The following is a 16,882-nucleotide window of genomic DNA, read 5'->3' as shown; positions in this document are numbered from 1 at the left end:
GGTATTCGGCCGGGCCGCGGAGAACGGGGCGAGCAGCATGGGTGAGGGCGTCCGGGCGACGGACCGGTCCACGAACCGGGCCACGACGGCCGGGGAGGCCGTACGACGGCGCGGCGGCGGCGGGCGGCCGGGGCGAAGCGCCCCACCCGGCCGCAAAGACCCCCGCCGCCCCCGCACCACCCCCACAACAACGGCCACACCACCCACGCCCCCACCACCCCAGACACCCCACACAACGGCCCCGGCGCCCACGACCCCACCGCTTCGGGCACCCCGCACAACGGCCACACGGCGCGGCGCGACAACAGGCACGACGGCCGCACCACCCACGACGACGGCACCACGCAGCGCCGCACCCCCTGCCCCGGCCGCGCCGCCCACGACGGCCGCCCCGGGCATCACCACGCCCCCTGCCCCTGCCCCGGCCGCGCACCGCGCGCCCCCCGCGTCCCGCGCCGCGGCCGTATCGCGGTCCGCGGCGGCCGCCGCGGCGTGGCGGGAGCGGGATCGGCTGCCGCGCTACTGGTTCGCCAACCGGCTGGTGCTCACCCTCAGCGGTCAGCGCCCCGTCCACACCCTCCTCGGGCACGCCCTCCCGGCCGCCTACGACCAGCTGATCGAACTCGCCCCGCGCGCCCCGCTGCGCCCCGCCGGAGAACGGGCCACAGCGCCCCTGGTACGGCGCTGTGGCGAGTACCAGCCCCGGCACGGGGTCATCGAGGCGTTCGCCCGGATCGCCTCCGGAGACCGGCTCACAGCGCTCGCGTTCCGGCTCGAACTCGGCGCCGACGCCCGCTGGCGCTGCGCCGCCATCGACCTCGGCCCACTCGCCTAGGACTCGCTCGGCCCACTCGCCCGGGCCCCGGGACGACCCAGGACCAGGGAGCCAGGACCCGGGACCCGGGACGCCGGGAGCCGACCCCGTGGGCCGATCGCGGGCCGATCCGATCCGCGCAACCCGGCCCGATCCACCGAACCCGCCCCACAGGGGCGGCGGGCACAACGCGACGGGCCGGGGTGCCGCGCTCTCGCGCGGCGCCCCGGCCCGTTCACCCCAGCCCGGTCACTACTTCTTGCGGCGGCGGCCCTTCTGCGCCTTGCGCCGCTCCGCCCGCGTCAGCCCGTCGGCCTCCGACCGCGGCGGCGGGGGCGTCTCACCGTTGGGGAAGTCGCCCTCGACGACGCCACCCTCTCCGTCCACGGTCGGGGCGGAGAAGTGCAGCCGGTCCGGCCGCTGCGGGGCCTCCAGGCCCTTGGCGCGGATCTCGGGGCGGCCCGAGGAGCCCGCGGACGGCGCGCCCGCCGGCACCGCGTCCTGCACGTCCTTCTCGAGAGCGACCTGCTCCTCCGCCGCCTCGACCGGGACCTCCTCGACCTGCTGCTCGACCTGGACCTCCAGGTTGAACAGATAGCCGACGGACTCCTCCTTGATGCCCTCCATCATGGCCTGGAACATGTCGAAGCCCTCGCGCTGGTACTCGACCAGCGGGTCCTTCTGGGCCATCGCGCGCAGCCCGATGCCCTCCTGGAGGTAGTCCATCTCGTAGAGGTGCTCGCGCCACTTGCGGTCCAGGACGGAGAGCACGACCCGCCGCTCCAGCTCACGCATGATCTCGGAGCCCAGCTGCTCCTCGCGCGCCTCGTACTGCTGGTGGATGTCGTCCTTGATGGACTCCTCGATGAACTCGGCGGTGATCCCGGCGCGGTCGCCGGCCTCCTCCTCCAGCTCCTCGATGGCCACGCTGACCGGGTAGAGCTGCTTGAAGGCGTTCCACAGCCGGTCCAGGTCCCACTCCTCGGCGAAGCCCTCGACCGTCTCCGCCCGCACATAGGCCTCGATGGTGTCGTCCATGAAGTGGCCGACCTGGTCCTGAAGGTTCTCGCCCTCCAGGACGCGGCGGCGCTCGCCGTAGATGACCTCGCGCTGGCGGTTGAGGACCTCGTCGTACTTCAGGACGTTCTTACGGGTCTCGAAGTTCTGCTGCTCGACCTGCGACTGGGCCGAGGCGATGGCCCGCGTGACCATCTTGTTCTCGATCGGGACGTCGTCCGGGACGTTCGCCATCGCCATGACGCGCTCGACCATCTGCGCCTTGAACAGCCGCATCAGATCGTCGCCGAGCGAGAGGTAGAAGCGGGACTCGCCGGGGTCGCCCTGACGGCCGGAGCGGCCGCGCAGCTGGTTGTCGATCCGGCGCGACTCATGGCGCTCGGTGCCCAGCACATACAGCCCGCCGAGCTCCTTGACCTCCTCGAACTCGGCCTTGACCGCGGCCTCGGCCTTCTCCAGGGCGGCGGGCAGCGCGCCGGCCCACTCCTCGGAGTGCTCCACCGGGTCAAGACCGCGCTGGCGCAGCTCGGCCTCGGCGAGGTCGTCGGGGTTGCCGCCGAGCTTGATGTCGGTACCGCGGCCCGCCATGTTCGTCGCGACGGTCACGGCGCCCTTACGGCCGGCCTGGGCGACGATCGTCGCCTCCCGGTCGTGCTGCTTGGCGTTGAGCACCTCATGCGGCACCCCGCGCTTGGCGAGCTGCTGGGAGAGGTACTCGGACTTCTCCACGGAGGTGGTGCCGACCAGGACCGGCTGGCCCTTCGTGTGCTTCTCGACGATGTCCTCGACCACCGCGTCGAACTTCGCGACCTCGGTGCGGTAGATCAGGTCGGACTGGTCGAGCCGGGCGAGGGGGCGGTGGGTCGGGATCGGGACCACACCGAGCTTGTAGATCTGGTGGAACTCGGCGGCCTCGGTCATCGCCGTACCGGTCATGCCGGAGAGCTTGTCGTAGAGGCGGAAGAAGTTCTGGAGGGTGATCGTGGCGAGCGTCTGGTTCTCGTCCTTGATCTCCACCCCTTCCTTCGCCTCGATGGCCTGGTGCATGCCTTCGTTGTAGCGGCGGCCCGCGAGGATACGGCCGGTGTGCTCGTCGACGATCATGACTTCGCCGTCCATGACGACGTAGTCCTTGTCGTTCTTGAAGAGCTCCTTGGCCTTGATCGCGTTGTTGAGGTAGCCGACCAGCGGGGTGTTGACCGACTCGTAGAGGTTGTCGATCCCCAGCCAGTCCTCGACCTTGGTGACCCCGGACTCATGGATGCCGACGGTGCGCTTCTTCTCGTCGACCTCGTAGTCCCCGGTCTCCTCCTGGCCCTTCTGCGGCTCGGCGGCCTGGCCCCGGGTGAGCCGGGTGACCAGCTTGGCGAAGTCGCCGTACCACTTGGTGGCCTGGTCGGCCGGGCCGGAGATGATCAGCGGCGTACGGGCCTCGTCCACCAGGATCGAGTCGACCTCGTCGACGATCGCGTAGTTGTGGCCGCGCTGGACCAGCTCGTCCTTCGACCACGCCATGTTGTCGCGCAGGTAGTCGAAGCCGAATTCGTTGTTGGTGCCGTAGGTGATGTCGCACGCGTACTGCTCACGGCGCTGCGCCGGGGTCATGTTGGCGAGGATGCAGCCGACCTCCAGGCCGAGGAACCGGTGCACCCGGCCCATCCACTCGGAGTCGCGCTCGGCCAGGTAGTCGTTGACCGTGATGAGGTGGACGCCCTTGCCCGAGAGCGCGTTCAGATACGCCGGGAGGGTGCCGACCAGGGTCTTGCCCTCACCGGTCTTCATCTCGGCGACATACCCGAGATGCAGCGCCGCGCCGCCCATCAGCTGGACGTCGTAGTGACGCTGTCCGAGCACCCGCTTGGCCGCCTCGCGCACCGTGGCGAACGCTTCGGGCATCAGGTCGTCGAGGGTCTCACCGTCGTCGTACCGCTGCTTGTACTCGTCGGTGAGGGCGCGCAGCTCGGCGTCGGAGAGGGACAGGAAGTCCTCTTCGATGGAATTGACCTGGTCCGCGATGCGGTGCAGCTTGCGCAGGATCTTTCCTTCGCCTGCACGCATGAGCTTGTTGAGGACGGACACGTAGGCTGGCTCCTTGCCGGTCGGGCCTGGCACGGTCGGGGTGCGCTGGCGCGGCATTGTCAAGGGGCGCAGGCCCCGCCGCAACGGCCATCGTAAGACAGACCCCGGCACGCCGGGAGGTCCGTCACCACGAGGACCGGATGTCACCTCACCGTGTCAACGCCCGAGAGGCCCTCCGGGTGCCCTCCAATTCGCCGAAACCGCTCGCGGTGAGTGACGACGGCGGCGCAGACTCGGTTCGCATGGAGCCTGTCACCCTCACCACCGAGCGCCTGGTCCTGCGCCCCTTCCGCCCCTCCGACACTGACGCGGTCTTCGCCGCTTGTCAGGACCCGGACATCCAGCGATGGACCAGCGTGCCCTCCCCGTACGAACGCGCGCACGCGGCGGACTTCACCGGCCGGATCTGCCCCGAGAACTGGCGTGACGACGTGACCTACGACTTCGCGGTGGTCACCAGGAGTGACGGCGCCCTCGTGGGCGCCATGGGCCTGGTGCGGCTGGCCCATCTGCGCACTCCCGAGCACCAGGCCGAGCTGGGCTACTGGACGGCGCGCCGGCACCGGCGGCACGGCTACACATGCGAGGCGGCGCGGGCCGTGATCGAGTGGGCGTTCACCCGGCTCGGGGTGGAGCGCCTGGAGTGGTGCAGCGAGGCCGGGAACGAGGGCTCGCGGGCGGTCGCCCTCGGCGTGGGCTTCCGGATGGAGGGGACGGACCGCGCCCGGATCGTCCACCAGGGGACCCGGCGGGACGCCTGGCGGGGCGCGCTGCTGCCCTCCGACTGGGGGCTGCCCTCGACGACGCCGTATCTGCCCGCCAGGGCCTCCGAGGCGGACAACGCGTCCCACGAGCCGGAGGCGCCCGGCCGAGGTTCCGGCCGGGCGTCCGGCCGGACATCCACGGCGCCGACGGTCGCCTGAACGGCCCGGCCGCTGGGCCGTCCCGCGGGCTCGGGCGGCATCGGCGGCGTTGTCAGTGGGTGCTACTACGGTGGCGCCCATGACGAACGCCGCCACCGGGTCCGCCGTGGACCGCACGCCCGAGGTCACCCTCTCCGCCGACGAGGCGCGCCGGATGGCGCTGCGCGCCCAGGGGCTGCTGGGCGCCCCCGACCGGCGTGGCGGGGTGCGGGGCGTGCTGCGCCACCTGGGCGCGGTGCAGCTGGACACGATCTCGGTGCTGGCCCGCTCCCATGAGCTGATTCCGTACGCACGGCTGGGCGCGGTCGGCCGTAAGGCGGTCGAGTCGGCGTACTGGACCAACACCCACGCCTTCGAGTACTGGTCGCACGCCGCCTGTGTGCTGCCGATCGAGGAGTGGCCGCACTTCGCCTTCCGGCGCCGCGCCTACCGCTTCCGTCCGCACTGGAACCACGAGCTGCCGGACGGGGTGTACGAGACGGTGGTGAAGCAGTTGCGCGATGAGGGCCCGCTGACCGCGACGGAGCTGGGCGGGGCCAAGAACGGCGGGCCGTGGTGGGACTGGTCGGCGGCGAAGATCGCGGTCGAGCGGGCGCTGATGTTCGGCGAGGTGGTGTGCGTCGAGCGGCGCGGCTGGAAGCGGGTGTACGACCTGGCGGAGCGCGCCGTGCCGGACGACCTGCTCCATGACGATCTGGACGACCGGGAGTGTCTGCGCCGGCTGGTCCGGCTGGCCGGGCAGTCCCTGGGCGTGGGCACGCGGGCGGACATCGCCGACTACCACCGGCTCAGGGGCGAGCAGGTGGCGGCGGTGATCGCGGACTCGGGGCTGGTGCCGGTGGCGGTCGAGGGCTGGGACAAACCGGCCTGGGCGGACCCCGAGGCGCTGGCCACCCCGCCGCGCGGCCGGCACCGCACCACCCTGCTGTCGCCCTTCGACTCGCTGATATGGGACCGGGCGCGCACCGAGCGGATCTTCGGCTTCAGCCATCGGCTGGAGGCGTATGTGCCCAGGCCCAAGCGGGTCTACGGCTACTTCGCCATGCCGCTGCTGTCGGGCGGGCGGCTGCTGGGCCGGGTCGATCCGGGCCGGGAGGGGACGACCCTGGTCGCCCGGCAGGTGTCCCTGGAGTCGCCGAAGGCCGTGGCCCCCATGGCGCAGGCGCTGCGGGAGGCGGCCGAATGGGTGGGCTGTGACGCCGTACGGGTCGAGCGCGTGGACCGCCCGGAGCTGGCCGCACCGCTCGTGGCGGCGGTCTCGGCGGCGGCCGCCTGACCGATCTCGCCGATCTCGGCTCGCCCGGGGCTCGGGGCTCGGGGCCGGGCCCCGGGGTCGAGGTCGGGCTCCGGCTCCGGCTCCGGGCTCCGGCCCCCGGGCTCGAGGATCATGCCCCGGCCCCCGGGCTCGGGCCCCGGCCCCCGGGCTTGAGGCCCGGGGCTCAAGCCCGAGCCCCGGGGCTCGGGACTCGGGACTCGGGACTCGGGGCGAGAGCCGAGGGGCAAAGGGCGACGGGCGAGTGGCCCAGCCCTCACCTGATCTCGAGGATCTTCTCCCGCATCGCGTACACCACGGCCTCCATCCTGGAGTGCAGCTGCAATTTCTCCAGAATGTTGCGCACGTGGTTCTTCACGGTGTTCTCGCTGATGAACAGCTCCTTGGCGATATCCCGGTTGTTCATTCCGGTCGCCACCAGCTTGAGCACCTCCAGCTCCCGGTCGGTGAGCCGGGGCGCGGGCACCAGCCGCCGCTCGTCGGTGCGCTGGATCATCGACTTGAACTCGGTCAGCAGCTTGGCCGCCATCGACGGGCTGATCTGCGACTGGCCGTCCGCCACCGCCCGGATCGCGGTCGAGACCTCGTCGGTCGAGATCTCCTTCAGCAGATAGCCCGTGGCCCCCGCCTTGATCGCGTCGTAGAGATCGGCTTCCTCATCGCTGATCGTCAGCATGATGATCTTGGCGCTGGGTGCCACCTCCTTGATGGCGGTGCAGGCCTCGATCCCCCCGCGCTTGGGCATCCGCACATCCATCAGGACGATGTCCGGCAGCAGATCCGCCGCCTTGTCCACCGCCTCGGCCCCGTCCCCCGCCTCGCCGACGACCTGGATGTCCTCCTCCTGGGCCAGGACGATCTCCAATCCACGCCGGAAGAGCGCGTGGTCGTCCACGACGAGGACCCGAATCGGCTCCTTGCGCGGTTCGCCGCGCGGCTCGCCCCCGTCCGGACCGACGCCATGGTCTTCACCGGCGTCGGACACGGGCCCGAAGCTGTCCGCCATCGTTCCTCCCCCTGAAGGCCATGGCCCTTGCGGTCCGCGCCCTGGGTGCACTCGGTCTGGCGTCAACCGGTGCTCTCAGTACACCGGTTGGCCGCCGGGCCATGATTTCATGCCCGGGCGGCGGAATGGTCCCGCCGTGGTCGCACGGAGGTGCCCCGGGGGGCGCGCGGGCGCTCCGGGGCACCACTCACTTCTCAGACTGGATTCGGCTGAATTTCTCGGTCAGCCACCGAGTGCGCCTCCGGCGCCGCCGGCTGCCTCTCCGACGAACGCTTCCGGCTGAAGATGAATCACCCCGTAGTCATAGCCATGCCGCCGGTAGACGACGCTGGGTCGATTGGTGTCGGAGTCGACGAACAGATAGAAGTCGTGCCCGACCAGCTCCATCTCGTAGAGAGCCTGGTCGAGCGTCATGGGAGCCGCGGCGTGAGTCTTCTCCCGGACCACCAGGGGGCCCTCGCCCTGGACTTCCAGGGGGCCCATCCGGGTGGTGGGGACGGTCTCCGTCGTGCGCTGGGGGGCGATATCGCCATGCCCGTTGATGCGCGCCGCGTTGGGCACGGTGATGGCCACGTCGCTGGCCGGAATGCGACCGTTGCCACGGCGCGTATGGCGCTTGTCGTGCTGCTTGCGCATCCGTGCCTCCAGCTTGCTGGCCGCCAGGTCCAGCGCTGCGTACGGATCGGCCGCGGCGGCCTCCGCCCGGATCACCGGGCCCCGCGAGCGGAGCGTGATCTCCACTCGGTCGGCGCGGTCGGACTGCCGCGGGTTGTGCTCCTTGGACACCTCGACGTCGAGGCTGATCACCTTGCCGTCGAGCTTCTGGATCTTATCCAGCTTCAGCTTCTCGGCCACGTGCTTCCGGAACCGCTCGGGCACCTCAGTTTTACGGCCCTTGACGACGATGTCCACGCAGAACTCCGTTCCCGGGTAGCTCCAGTCAGTATCGGAGCTGTCATCCCTTGTGCACTTGGCTCCGGCGTCTTCCGGAGCCACCGGCTTGGCGCTTTCAGCTCCTCCTTCCCACGGGGAGGATCTCAATCCCGTTTGTTCCAAGCCTCACCAGAATGCAGGCAAAACACGCCAAGCGGATGAGTGAGTCATAGCACTCGCCATTCCTCACAACCGAACATAGCTCGACCGGTCGGAAGTCGGCACCCCCTACCGGTCCGTACCTCCGATCAGGTGCTTTGCCGTGCTTATCACCTGCAACGACGCGGCTTCGTAATCAGTTCCGGTTGGTGGCCGTCAGGGTGCGGCGACCACGGCAGCGCCGATGACCAGCCCGCCGGTCGCCGTCACCGCCCGCGCCGCCTCCGCGAGCGAGGCTCCTGTGGTCATCAGATCGTCCACCACCACTACCGGGCCCGCCACCAGCAGCCGTCCGCTGCCGGGGGCCGTCCCCAGCGCCCCGGTCACATTCGCCCGCCGCTGCCGCGCGTCCAGCCCCGACTGGTCGGTCACCCGGCGCCGCTGGCACAGCACGGCCGAAACCCTCGCCGGGCGCCCGCCGGCGCGCAGCACGCTCGCCGCGGCGAGCGCGATCCGCCGAGCCGGGTCATGCCCCCGGGCGCCCACCGAGCGCCGGGCCGACGGCACCGGCACCAGCAACAGCGGCCCTCCGCAAGGTCTCGTCCCCGGTCTCGTACCCGATCCGGCGACCGGTCTCGACCCGGTTCCGGCGCTCGATCTCGACCCGGTTCCGGCAACCGATCTCGACCCGGTTCCGGCACCCGGTCCGGTACTCGCTCTGGCCCCTGGTCTCATCCCGGATCCTGTACCCGGTTTCGCCCCGCATACCGCGCCCGATTCCATGGCCGCCCGCCCTCGGGGCCCCGCACCTGGCCCGCCGCCGGGGCAGGCCGCCCGCACGGCTCTCGCCAGCGCCTCGCCCAGCGGCCGCGCCAGCCGCAGCGCTCCCCGCTCCTTGTGCGCGAGCAGCACCGCCCGCGCCTCGTCCACGTAATCCACCGCCGCATGAACCACCGGCAGCCCCGGCGGTGCCGGGCTCGGCTCCACCCGGCGCGCCCCGGTCCCCCGCAGCGCTCCACGACAACGGTCACACAGCGTGCCGCCCGGCCGACCGCATCCGGCACAGTCGGCCGGCAGCACCAGATCAGAGATCTCCTGCCACCAGCCCCGCATGAACACCACTGTCCCGGTGGTCAGGCCACCGCGCCACCCCTTGTGGACAACCGCGCACATGTGGACAACCAGCCACCCCCGATCGGTGTCCTGGCCTAAGAGCCTGTGTCATATCCCCGGCCGGGCGTGCGACGCCTGGCACGCACGCTCGCCGCGTTAGACGCCGCACGCTGATCCGACCGGGGATACGACACAGGCTCTAAGCGCCGCCGTCCCGCTCAGCCGGGGTAGACCGGAGCCGAGCCGTCCTGGTCCACGGTCTTCCAGTCGGTGTTCGGCAACAGCCGCACGATGCCGTTCTCCCTGGTCTCGGCGATCAGCGGCCGGGTCTGGTCCTCCGAGGCGCCGATCGACTGCACACCGTTCGGCCCCGGCACCTCCGGGACGTTCGCCGGGGAGCCGTCCGATTCCACGTACTGGAGCTGCTGCACCCCGTCCGACTCCCGGCCCGCGACCACCAGCCGGCTGTCCCCGGCCCAGGAGAAGGTGTCCACGTCCTCCAGCTTCGGCGCGACCGCCCGCAGCGCCCCCACCGACAGCTCCGGGGCTTCCGCGGTGCCCCGCCGCTCGATCCGGCCGAGCCGCAGCGTGGTGTGGCCGGACCGCTTGACCAGCATCGCGATCCTGGAGCCGTCCGCGGACACCCGCAGCGCCGTGATCCGGCCACCGTCCAGCTTGGGCAGCCGCACCTCGTCCGCCGGTCCGGTGCCGCCCCGCAGCCGCAGCAGCCTCGGCTGCTGCGGGTCCCGGTCGGCCACCCACAGACCGCCCAGCCCGTCCCAGCTCGGTGCCGTCAGACCGTCCTCCACGCTGCCGCCCCGGCTGCGCACCCGCACCTTGCCGCGCTCGGCCCCGGGCGCCAGCTCGGTCACATACAGCGCCGAGCCGTCGGCGGTGACCCCCGCCGTGTCCCGCTCGTCGCGGGAGACCGCCACCGAGCCCAGACCCGCCTCATCGGTGCCGAACGGCCCCGGAACCGGCTGTGGCCGGTCCTCGTCGTCTGACAGCCGGACCATCCGGTGTTCGGAGTCCACGAAATACTGGTGCCGCGGATGCCCCTCGACCCCGTCCGGGGCGTAGGCACGCGCCGCGTCACTGGAGAGGGCGCACAGCTCCGAACCGTTCTGCCGCTCCAGCCGCACCGCACTGACCTTGGACGATCCCTCGCCGAGATCCTGGACCGTGAACAGCGTCTGGGCCGCCATCCGGGCGCAGCGCGCCGCGCTGATCTGCGCGGCCCGGTCGTTCAGCCGGATCTTCAGCGCGTTCGAGTCGTCCAGCGACAGCCGCTCGTCCCGGCGGCCGAGCGCCGCACCGCGCGGGAAAGTGCTGCTGACCACCGGCTGCAGCCACCCCGTGGGGCCGTCCAGCAGCGCCTTGACGGTCGCGGTCACCGGGTCGATACGGCGCCGCACATAGACCGGATCGGCCACCAGCACGTTGTCCCCGGCCTTTGAATCCTCGGCGTCCGGGCCGAGATCGGCGAAGTAGTACTTGTTGACCGAGCGGTAGATGCGCTGGAAGTCGGACTCGCCGAGGATCAGCCCCCGTGGCGGCCCGTCGATCCGCCACTCCGAACCGCTCAGCGTGAGGTGGATGCGCTCCTCGTACGGCTGCTCATCGGGCTTGTACGCGTGGGTCTCGTCCACGACCGCGATCCGCTTGCCCGACAGCACGACCGTCTTACCGTTGCCGTCCCGGTCGCCCGGATCCGTCTCCACTCGCACGTCAGGCGCCTGCTCCAGCACAGTGGTGGCCGCGAACGGCTGCCACCGCTTGACCGCGCTCTTGGTCAGGTACTCCTTCGCCGTGCCGAAGTTCTCCTCGTCGCTCGTCGTGGCCTCCAGGAAGCCGGAGACCAGCTCCGCGGGCTGCTCGCCCTTGCCCGGGCTCACCCCGTACACCCGGACCTGCGAATCGACGTCGGAGCGCGGTGAGGAGTCCACCCGCCGCACATCGCCGCTGTCGGGCATCGAGGCGCAGCCGGACAGCAGCAGGGCGCCACAGGCCAGCAGCACGGGCGCGCTCAGGCCCCGGCCGCCCGGGCGGCGCCCACGGCGGCGGAAACGGCGACGGTCGGCACGGTCAGCGCCCACGAGGGCGGCCCTCCCCTTCGTTCGATGGCGTCGGCCGGGTGGACGCCTCCTGGCCGCCCAGCGGCCCGTCGGACGGCGTCTCCGGGGTGCCACGCACCACCCGGGCCCCATTGCCCGGCAGGGCCGTCGGATCGGCGGACGGCGCCGCGGCGTCGGCGGGCAGTGCGGACCGCGGCTGCGCGGGCACCGCCGCCAGCCGCTCCGCCGCGGGCTGCGGGGTGGCATCACCCGGACGGCGGTTGCGCCGGGAGTCCTCGGGTTCCAGGGGGATCGGCGAGCCGCGCAGCACATCCCCCGCGGTGCGCGGCAGCGTCAGCCGGAACTGCGAACCGCCGCCGGGCTCGCCCCACGCCTGGAGCCAGCCGCCGTGCAGCCGCGCGTCCTCCACCGCGATCGACAGGCCCAGACCGGTGCCGCCGGTGGTGCGCGCACGGGCCGGATCGGCCCGCCAGAAGCGATTGAACACCCGCGTGGCCTCGCCGGGCTTGAGCCCGACGCCGTAGTCCCGCACCGCGACGGCCACCGCGCCACCCGCCGTCGCGAGCCGTACGACCACATCGCGGCCCTCACCGTGCTCCACGGCGTTGACCACCAGATTCCGCAGCACCCGCTCGACGCGACGGGTATCCGCCTCGGCGATCACCGGCGCCTCGGCGCCCCGCACCAGGATCCGGGTGCCCTTGGCCTCGGCGAGCGGCTCGGCCCCGTCCACCACCCGGTGCACCACATCGCGCAGATCGATCGGCTCGGCCTCCAGCGCGGCCGCGCCCGCGTCGAACCGGCTGATCTCCAGCAGATCGCTGAGCAGCGACTCGAAGCGGTCGACCTGCCCCCACAGCAGCTCGGCCGAGCGTGCGGTGATCGGGTCGAAGTCCTCACGCGCCTCATGGATGACGTCCGCCGCCATCCTTACGGTCGTCAGCGGGGTGCGCAGCTCATGGGAGACATCGGAGACGAAGCGGCGCTGCATCCGGGAAAGCTCCTCCAGCTGCTGGATCTTGAGCTGGAGGTTCTGCGCCATCTTGTTGAACGACTCCCCCAGGCGGGCGATGTCGTCCTCCCCGGTGACCTTCATCCGCTCCTGCAGCAGCCCGGCCGCCAGCCGCTCGGAGATCCCCGCCGCCATCCTTACGGGCGTCACGACCTGCCGGACCACCACCCAGGCGATGGCCCCGAGCAGCACCACCACGAACACCCCGGCCGTGGCCAGGGTGCCCTTGACCAGGCTCAGGGACTTCTCCTCCTGCGAGAACGGGAAGAGGTAGTACAGCTGGTAGGCATCGCCGTTGTTGTCATCCAGACGCTTGCCGATGATCAACGCGGGCTCGGAGTCCCCGGAGCCCGCGTGCACGATCTTCCCGTAGCGCTCATACGGCGCCGTCCGGCCCTCGTCCACCCGACGGCGCAGATCGCCGGGCACACTGTCCGGCTGCACATCGCCGGAGGCCCGCGGCCCCCGGCTGGCCACATAGGGCGTCTCGCCGGAGTCGGAGCTGAGCGCCACCACCGAATAGGCGCCCTTGCCGCCGCTGGAGAGCTGTTCCACCAGCGCGTTCAGCCAGGCGCCGGAGTCCTGGGCACCGGCCCCGGCACCGGCACCGTCCTGGCCACGGTTGTCGCTCTTGCGGTCGGCCATCTGCTCGGCCACTTCGAACCCACCGACGGCCTGACCCTGCGCCGCGTGGCGCTTGGCGTCCAGCAGGCCGTTGCGCACCTGCCCGATGACCACCAGGCCCAGCAGCAGCACCACACCGAGCGACATCAGCAGCGTGGTGGCCACCACCCGCAACTGGATGTTCCGCCGCCACAGCCGGGCAGCGGGCAGTAGCGGACGGCGCACCCACCGGCCGAACAGTCGGATCACCGGGTGGGCCGGCCCTCCGGACGCCCCGTCGGGCAGCAGATGCCCGCCGCTCCACAACCTGCGCAGCAGCGGTATCTCGCCCGCCGGGTCGGGCCGCCCCATCCGGGCACCCTCCGGAGCCCCGCCGCCCGGTCCACCGGGCTGCGGCGCCGTACCACCGGTCATCTCAGCTGGGCCCGGCCTTGTAGCCGACACCACGCACGGTCACGACGATCTCCGGCCGCTCCGGATCCTTCTCGACCTTCGACCGCAGTCGCTGCACATGCACATTGACCAGCCGGGTGTCGGCGGCATGCCGATAGCCCCACACCTGCTCCAGCAGCACCTCGCGGGTGAACACCTGCCACGGCTTACGGGCCAGCGCCACCAGAAGATCGAACTCCAGCGGCGTCAGCGCTATCGACTGGCCGTCCCGCTTCACCGAGTGCCCCGCCACGTCGATCACCAGATCGCCGATGGCCAACTGCTCCGGCGCCGGTTCCTCGGAACGCCTCAGCCGCGCCCGGATCCGGGCCACCAACTCCTTCGGCTTGAACGGCTTGACGATGTAGTCATCCGCCCCGGACTCGAGCCCGACCACCACATCGACCGTGTCGCTCTTGGCCGTGAGCATGACGATCGGCACCCCGGACTCGGCCCGGATCAGCCGGCAGACCTCGATGCCATCCCGTCCGGGCAGCATCAGATCGAGCAGCACTAGATCGGGCTTGGTCTCACGGAAGGCGGCAAGAGCCTTGTCGCCGTCCGACACGAACGACGGTTCAAAGCCTTCGCCGCGCAGCACGATGCCGAGCATCTCTGCCAGTGCGGTGTCGTCGTCGACGACAAGGACGCGTCCCTTCATACCGACATCATCCCATTACCCGATCGTGACCTGGCCCACAGCTCGGCGATACCGTCCGCGGTGACCGGAGAGATCACACCGTCCTCGGTGACGATCGCCGTCACCAACTCAGGTGGTGTGACGTCGAAGGCCGGATTGTGGGCCTGTGTGCCCAGCGGAGCGACCGGCACTCCGGTGCCCGCCTCCTGCCCGGCGATGGGAACATACGGAATTGTGATGTCTGTCACTTCATATCCAGGGCGCTGTTCGACCTCGATCGCGGCTCCGTCGGGGGTGGCCGGGTCCACCGTGGTGGTCGGGGCCACCACCACGAACGGCACATGGTGGTAGCGGGCCAGCACCGCGAGCGGATAGCTGCCCACCTTGTTGGCCACCGAGCCGTCCGCGGCGATCCGATCCGCGCCGATCAGCACCGCGTCCACCTCACCGGCCGCGAAGAGCGAGCCCGCCGCGTTGTCGGCGAGCAGCGTATACGCCATACCGGCACGCGCCGCCTCGTACGCGGTCAACCGCGCCCCCTGGAGCAGGGGCCGGGTCTCGTCCACCCAGAGTCGCCGCAGCTGCCCCGCCCGGTGCACCGCCTTGACCACGGCGAGGGCGGTCCCCTCGCCTCCGGAGACCAGTGCGCCGGTGTTGCAGTGGGTGAGAATCCGATGTCCCCCGGCAGGCAGCAGCTCCTCGAGGAGCGCCTGACCATGGGCGGCCATGCGCCCGCTGGCCTCGGCATCCTCCCGGTGCAGGGCACGGGCCTCGGCGAGGGCTGCGGCGGCGGCCTGAGCGTCGCCCGCGTCGTCCCGGAGCGCGGCGTGATACGCGGCGACGGCCCGGCGAACGCCATAGGCGAGGTTGACGGCCGTGGGACGGGCATGGGCGAGCGATTCGGCGGCCTCGTCCACATCGAAGCCGCGGGCCGCGGCGAGCGCGATCCCATATGCCCCGGCGAGGCCGAGCAGCGGGGCGCCGCGCACGGCGAGGGAGCGGATCGCCTCCACCAGCGCCGGCACATCGGTGCACACCAGATCGACCTCTTCGGCGGGGAGCCGGGTCTGGTCGAGAAGTACCAGTACGGGTCCCTCCGGGGGCTCCTCCCAGCGCAGCGCCAGGGCGGTGGGAGGTATGGAGCCTTCCGGGGACACCGGATGCTGATCAGCCATCCGCCCAGTTTGCCCTGTGCGCCACCGACTATTGAAGTGCCGGACCGCCCCCAGTGACCGGTACGGGGTGGAAGGCACCGTGACACGATGGCTGACATCCGCCCGCCGCGGACGCCGCGGCCGGTCAACGAACAACCTACGGAGCGACGATGAATGACTCTCCGGGCTGGGCCCCGCCCGGATCGTCCCCTTCCGACGAACCGGACCACGGCGCTCAGCAGCAGGGCGAGCCCGGCGATCGGCCCGCCCCGGAGCAGCGAGCATGGGGCGAACAGTGGGCCCGCCGCCAGCCGCCGCCCGGCCGCTGGGCCGCGACGGGACGCCGCACGCCGCCGCCAGTGCCGCCCGCTCGCACGCCGGGTGGAGGATGGGGCTCCGGCCGGCGTCAGCCGACCGCTCCCCGCCCCGGTGTCATTCCGCTGCGGCCGCTGGGCGTCAGCGAGATCCTGGACGGCGCGGTGGCCATCATGCGCGCCCACTGGCGCACGGTCCTCGGCATCTCGCTGATCGTCTCGATCGTCACCCAAGGTCTGATCACGGCCGCCACGGGACTGTGGTTCAACGACGGCCGCGGGAACGAGGGCAATGTCCTCGACGATCCGAACGCCACTGTTGGCCAGGCGCTCCGCGCTGTCGGCGACACCCTCGGGGACAGCGGAGTCACCCTGCTGCTCGGCGTTCTCGGAACGATCGTCACCACCGCCCTGCTGACCGTGGTCGCCGCACGGGCGGTGCTGGGCCGGAACGTGTCCACCAAGGAGGCATGGGCCGGTGCCCGGCCGCACCTCCTTCAGCTCTGCGGACTGCTCCTGCTGATCCCCGCCATCGCCGCGGCCGTCATCGCCGCCGGTATGACGCCGGGTCTGCTGCTGGCCGTCGCGGGCGTGCCGAGCGAGGGCGCCGCGCTGGCCTCTCTGGGCGGGCTCGCCGCGGCATGCGTCGCCGCTTGGCTCTGGGTCCGCTTCAGCCTCGCAGCCCCCGCGCTGATGCTGGAGAAGCAGGGGATCATCAAGGCCCTGCGACGCTCCTTCAAGCTGGTGCGCGGCTCGTGGGGCCGTGTCTTCGGCATCCAACTGCTGGCCGTCGTCCTGGTCTTCATCGTCGGTGCCATCGTCGAGATTCCCACCAGCCTGGTCGCCATGGTGATCGGCGGGGACAACGCGATGGACTGGCTGTCCGGCGAATCCGTCTCCGTCGGCTGGACCTTCCTGATCGTGGTCGGCATCGGCGGAGTGATCAGCTCGACCATCACCTTCCCGATCAGCGCGGGTGTGACGGCCCTCCTCTACATGGACCAGCGCATCCGACGCGAGGCCCTCGACCTCGAGCTCGCCCGCGCCGCGGGGATGCCGGGAGACTCGGCAGAGGGTCATGGCGAGGACCAGCCGACCGTCGGCTCCACGTCCTGGAACTGACGGCGTCACACCAGGCGAGGACGAACGGGCCGTCAGCCTACGCCCCCTCACCGCACAGCCCGTCATGCTCACAGGCCCTCACCTCCCCCTCCGCCCGCTCAGCGCATACGTCTGCTGCCTCTTGGGCCTCTTGACTGGTCGTCAACGGGCCGCCTGACCGACCCTCACTGACTACTCTGCGTGACCCCACCCACGTCACGCCAGAGCGCTGATGCCTTTTCACTCGATCCGGTGGAACATCCGATCGAGTGG

12 protein-coding genes are annotated in these 16,882 nt (G+C 71.4%); 4 read left to right on the top strand and 8 right to left on the bottom strand.

What is annotated here, in order from left to right:
- Positions 1 to 541: 541 nt before the first annotated feature.
- Complete coding sequence (locus NP777_RS28550) at positions 542 to 835, top strand: Rv3235 family protein (protein WP_391858596.1); 294 nt, start codon at positions 542 to 544, stop codon at positions 833 to 835.
- Positions 836 to 1,066: 231 nt separating this feature from the next.
- On the opposite strand, the gene secA is transcribed toward NP777_RS28550, so the two are convergent.
- Positions 1,067 to 3,910 carry a preprotein translocase subunit SecA gene (gene secA / locus NP777_RS28545; RefSeq protein ID WP_256653034.1) on the bottom strand — a complete coding sequence of 948 codons (2,844 nt, stop codon included), beginning with the start codon at positions 3,908 to 3,910 and terminating at the stop codon, positions 1,067 to 1,069.
- Positions 3,911 to 4,152: 242 nt separating this feature from the next.
- Between secA and NP777_RS28540 the strand changes: the two genes are divergently transcribed.
- Positions 4,153 to 4,833, top strand: coding sequence for a GNAT family N-acetyltransferase (locus tag NP777_RS28540; protein WP_256653033.1), 681 nt, complete (start codon positions 4,153 to 4,155; stop codon positions 4,831 to 4,833).
- Positions 4,834 to 4,912: 79 nt separating this feature from the next.
- The gene (locus tag NP777_RS28535) at positions 4,913 to 6,109 is read left to right on the top strand and encodes a winged helix-turn-helix domain-containing protein (protein WP_256653032.1); all 1,197 of its coding nucleotides are present in this window, start codon (positions 4,913 to 4,915) and stop codon (positions 6,107 to 6,109) included.
- 253 nt (positions 6,110 to 6,362) lie between these two features.
- Here NP777_RS28535 and NP777_RS28530 read toward each other — a convergent pair whose 3' ends face one another.
- From NP777_RS28530 to mtnA, 7 genes are all read right to left on the bottom strand, one after another.
- Entirely contained in the window at positions 6,363 to 7,112 is a 750-nt protein-coding gene (locus NP777_RS28530; protein ID WP_014061176.1) for a response regulator, read from the bottom strand.
- Positions 7,113 to 7,334: 222 nt separating this feature from the next.
- Positions 7,335 to 8,024 (bottom strand): ribosome hibernation-promoting factor, HPF/YfiA family, encoded by a 690-nt coding sequence (gene hpf, locus NP777_RS28525; protein ID WP_198278046.1) that lies wholly within the window; start codon positions 8,022 to 8,024, stop codon positions 7,335 to 7,337.
- A gap of 336 nt (positions 8,025 to 8,360) precedes the next feature.
- Positions 8,361 to 8,723, bottom strand: a complete 363-nt coding sequence (locus tag NP777_RS48825; protein WP_308405238.1) for a hypothetical protein — start codon at positions 8,721 to 8,723, stop codon at positions 8,361 to 8,363.
- Positions 8,724 to 9,475: 752 nt separating this feature from the next.
- A complete protein-coding gene (locus NP777_RS28515; protein WP_256653031.1) occupies positions 9,476 to 11,353 on the bottom strand; it encodes an LpqB family beta-propeller domain-containing protein in 1,878 nt (625 codons plus the stop codon).
- Positions 11,343 to 13,382, bottom strand: a complete 2,040-nt coding sequence (mtrB, locus tag NP777_RS28510) for an MtrAB system histidine kinase MtrB (protein WP_391858595.1) — start codon at positions 13,380 to 13,382, stop codon at positions 11,343 to 11,345. The genes NP777_RS28515 and mtrB overlap by 11 nt, the downstream gene beginning before the upstream one ends.
- A gap of 1 nt (position 13,383) precedes the next feature.
- Entirely contained in the window at positions 13,384 to 14,061 is a 678-nt protein-coding gene (gene mtrA, locus NP777_RS28505; RefSeq protein ID WP_014061181.1) for a two-component system response regulator MtrA, read from the bottom strand.
- Positions 14,058 to 15,215 (bottom strand): S-methyl-5-thioribose-1-phosphate isomerase, encoded by a 1,158-nt coding sequence (mtnA, locus tag NP777_RS28500; RefSeq protein WP_256653030.1) that lies wholly within the window; start codon positions 15,213 to 15,215, stop codon positions 14,058 to 14,060. The genes mtrA and mtnA overlap by 4 nt, the downstream gene beginning before the upstream one ends.
- A gap of 149 nt (positions 15,216 to 15,364) precedes the next feature.
- Here mtnA and NP777_RS28495 point away from each other — a divergent pair, with 149 nt between their 5' ends.
- Positions 15,365 to 16,630, top strand: a complete 1,266-nt coding sequence (locus tag NP777_RS28495; RefSeq protein ID WP_256653029.1) for a DUF7544 domain-containing protein — start codon at positions 15,365 to 15,367, stop codon at positions 16,628 to 16,630.
- The last annotated feature ends 252 nt before the right edge of the window (positions 16,631 to 16,882 follow it).

It is taken from the genome of Streptomyces rugosispiralis, assembly GCF_024505145.1.
Taxonomy (GTDB): Bacteria; Actinomycetota; Actinomycetes; order Streptomycetales; family Streptomycetaceae; genus Streptomyces; species Streptomyces rugosispiralis.
This window is presented reverse-complemented; position numbering and strand designations above follow the sequence as displayed.

Coding starts and splice junctions, on each gene's coding strand:
- NP777_RS28540 (WP_256653033.1), top strand. CDS start 4,153: ATGGAGCCTGTCACCCTCACCACCGAGCGCCTGGTCCTGCGCCCCTTC.
- NP777_RS28535 (WP_256653032.1), top strand. CDS start 4,913: ATGACGAACGCCGCCACCGGGTCCGCCGTGGACCGCACGCCCGAGGTC.
- NP777_RS28530 (WP_014061176.1), bottom strand. CDS start 7,112: ATGGCGGACAGCTTCGGGCCCGTGTCCGACGCCGGTGAAGACCATGGC.
- mtrB (WP_391858595.1), bottom strand. CDS start 13,382: ATGACCGGTGGTACGGCGCCGCAGCCCGGTGGACCGGGCGGCGGGGCT.
- mtrA (WP_014061181.1), bottom strand. CDS start 14,061: ATGAAGGGACGCGTCCTTGTCGTCGACGACGACACCGCACTGGCAGAG.
- mtnA (WP_256653030.1), bottom strand. CDS start 15,215: ATGGCTGATCAGCATCCGGTGTCCCCGGAAGGCTCCATACCTCCCACC.
- NP777_RS28495 (WP_256653029.1), top strand. CDS start 15,365: ATGAATGACTCTCCGGGCTGGGCCCCGCCCGGATCGTCCCCTTCCGAC.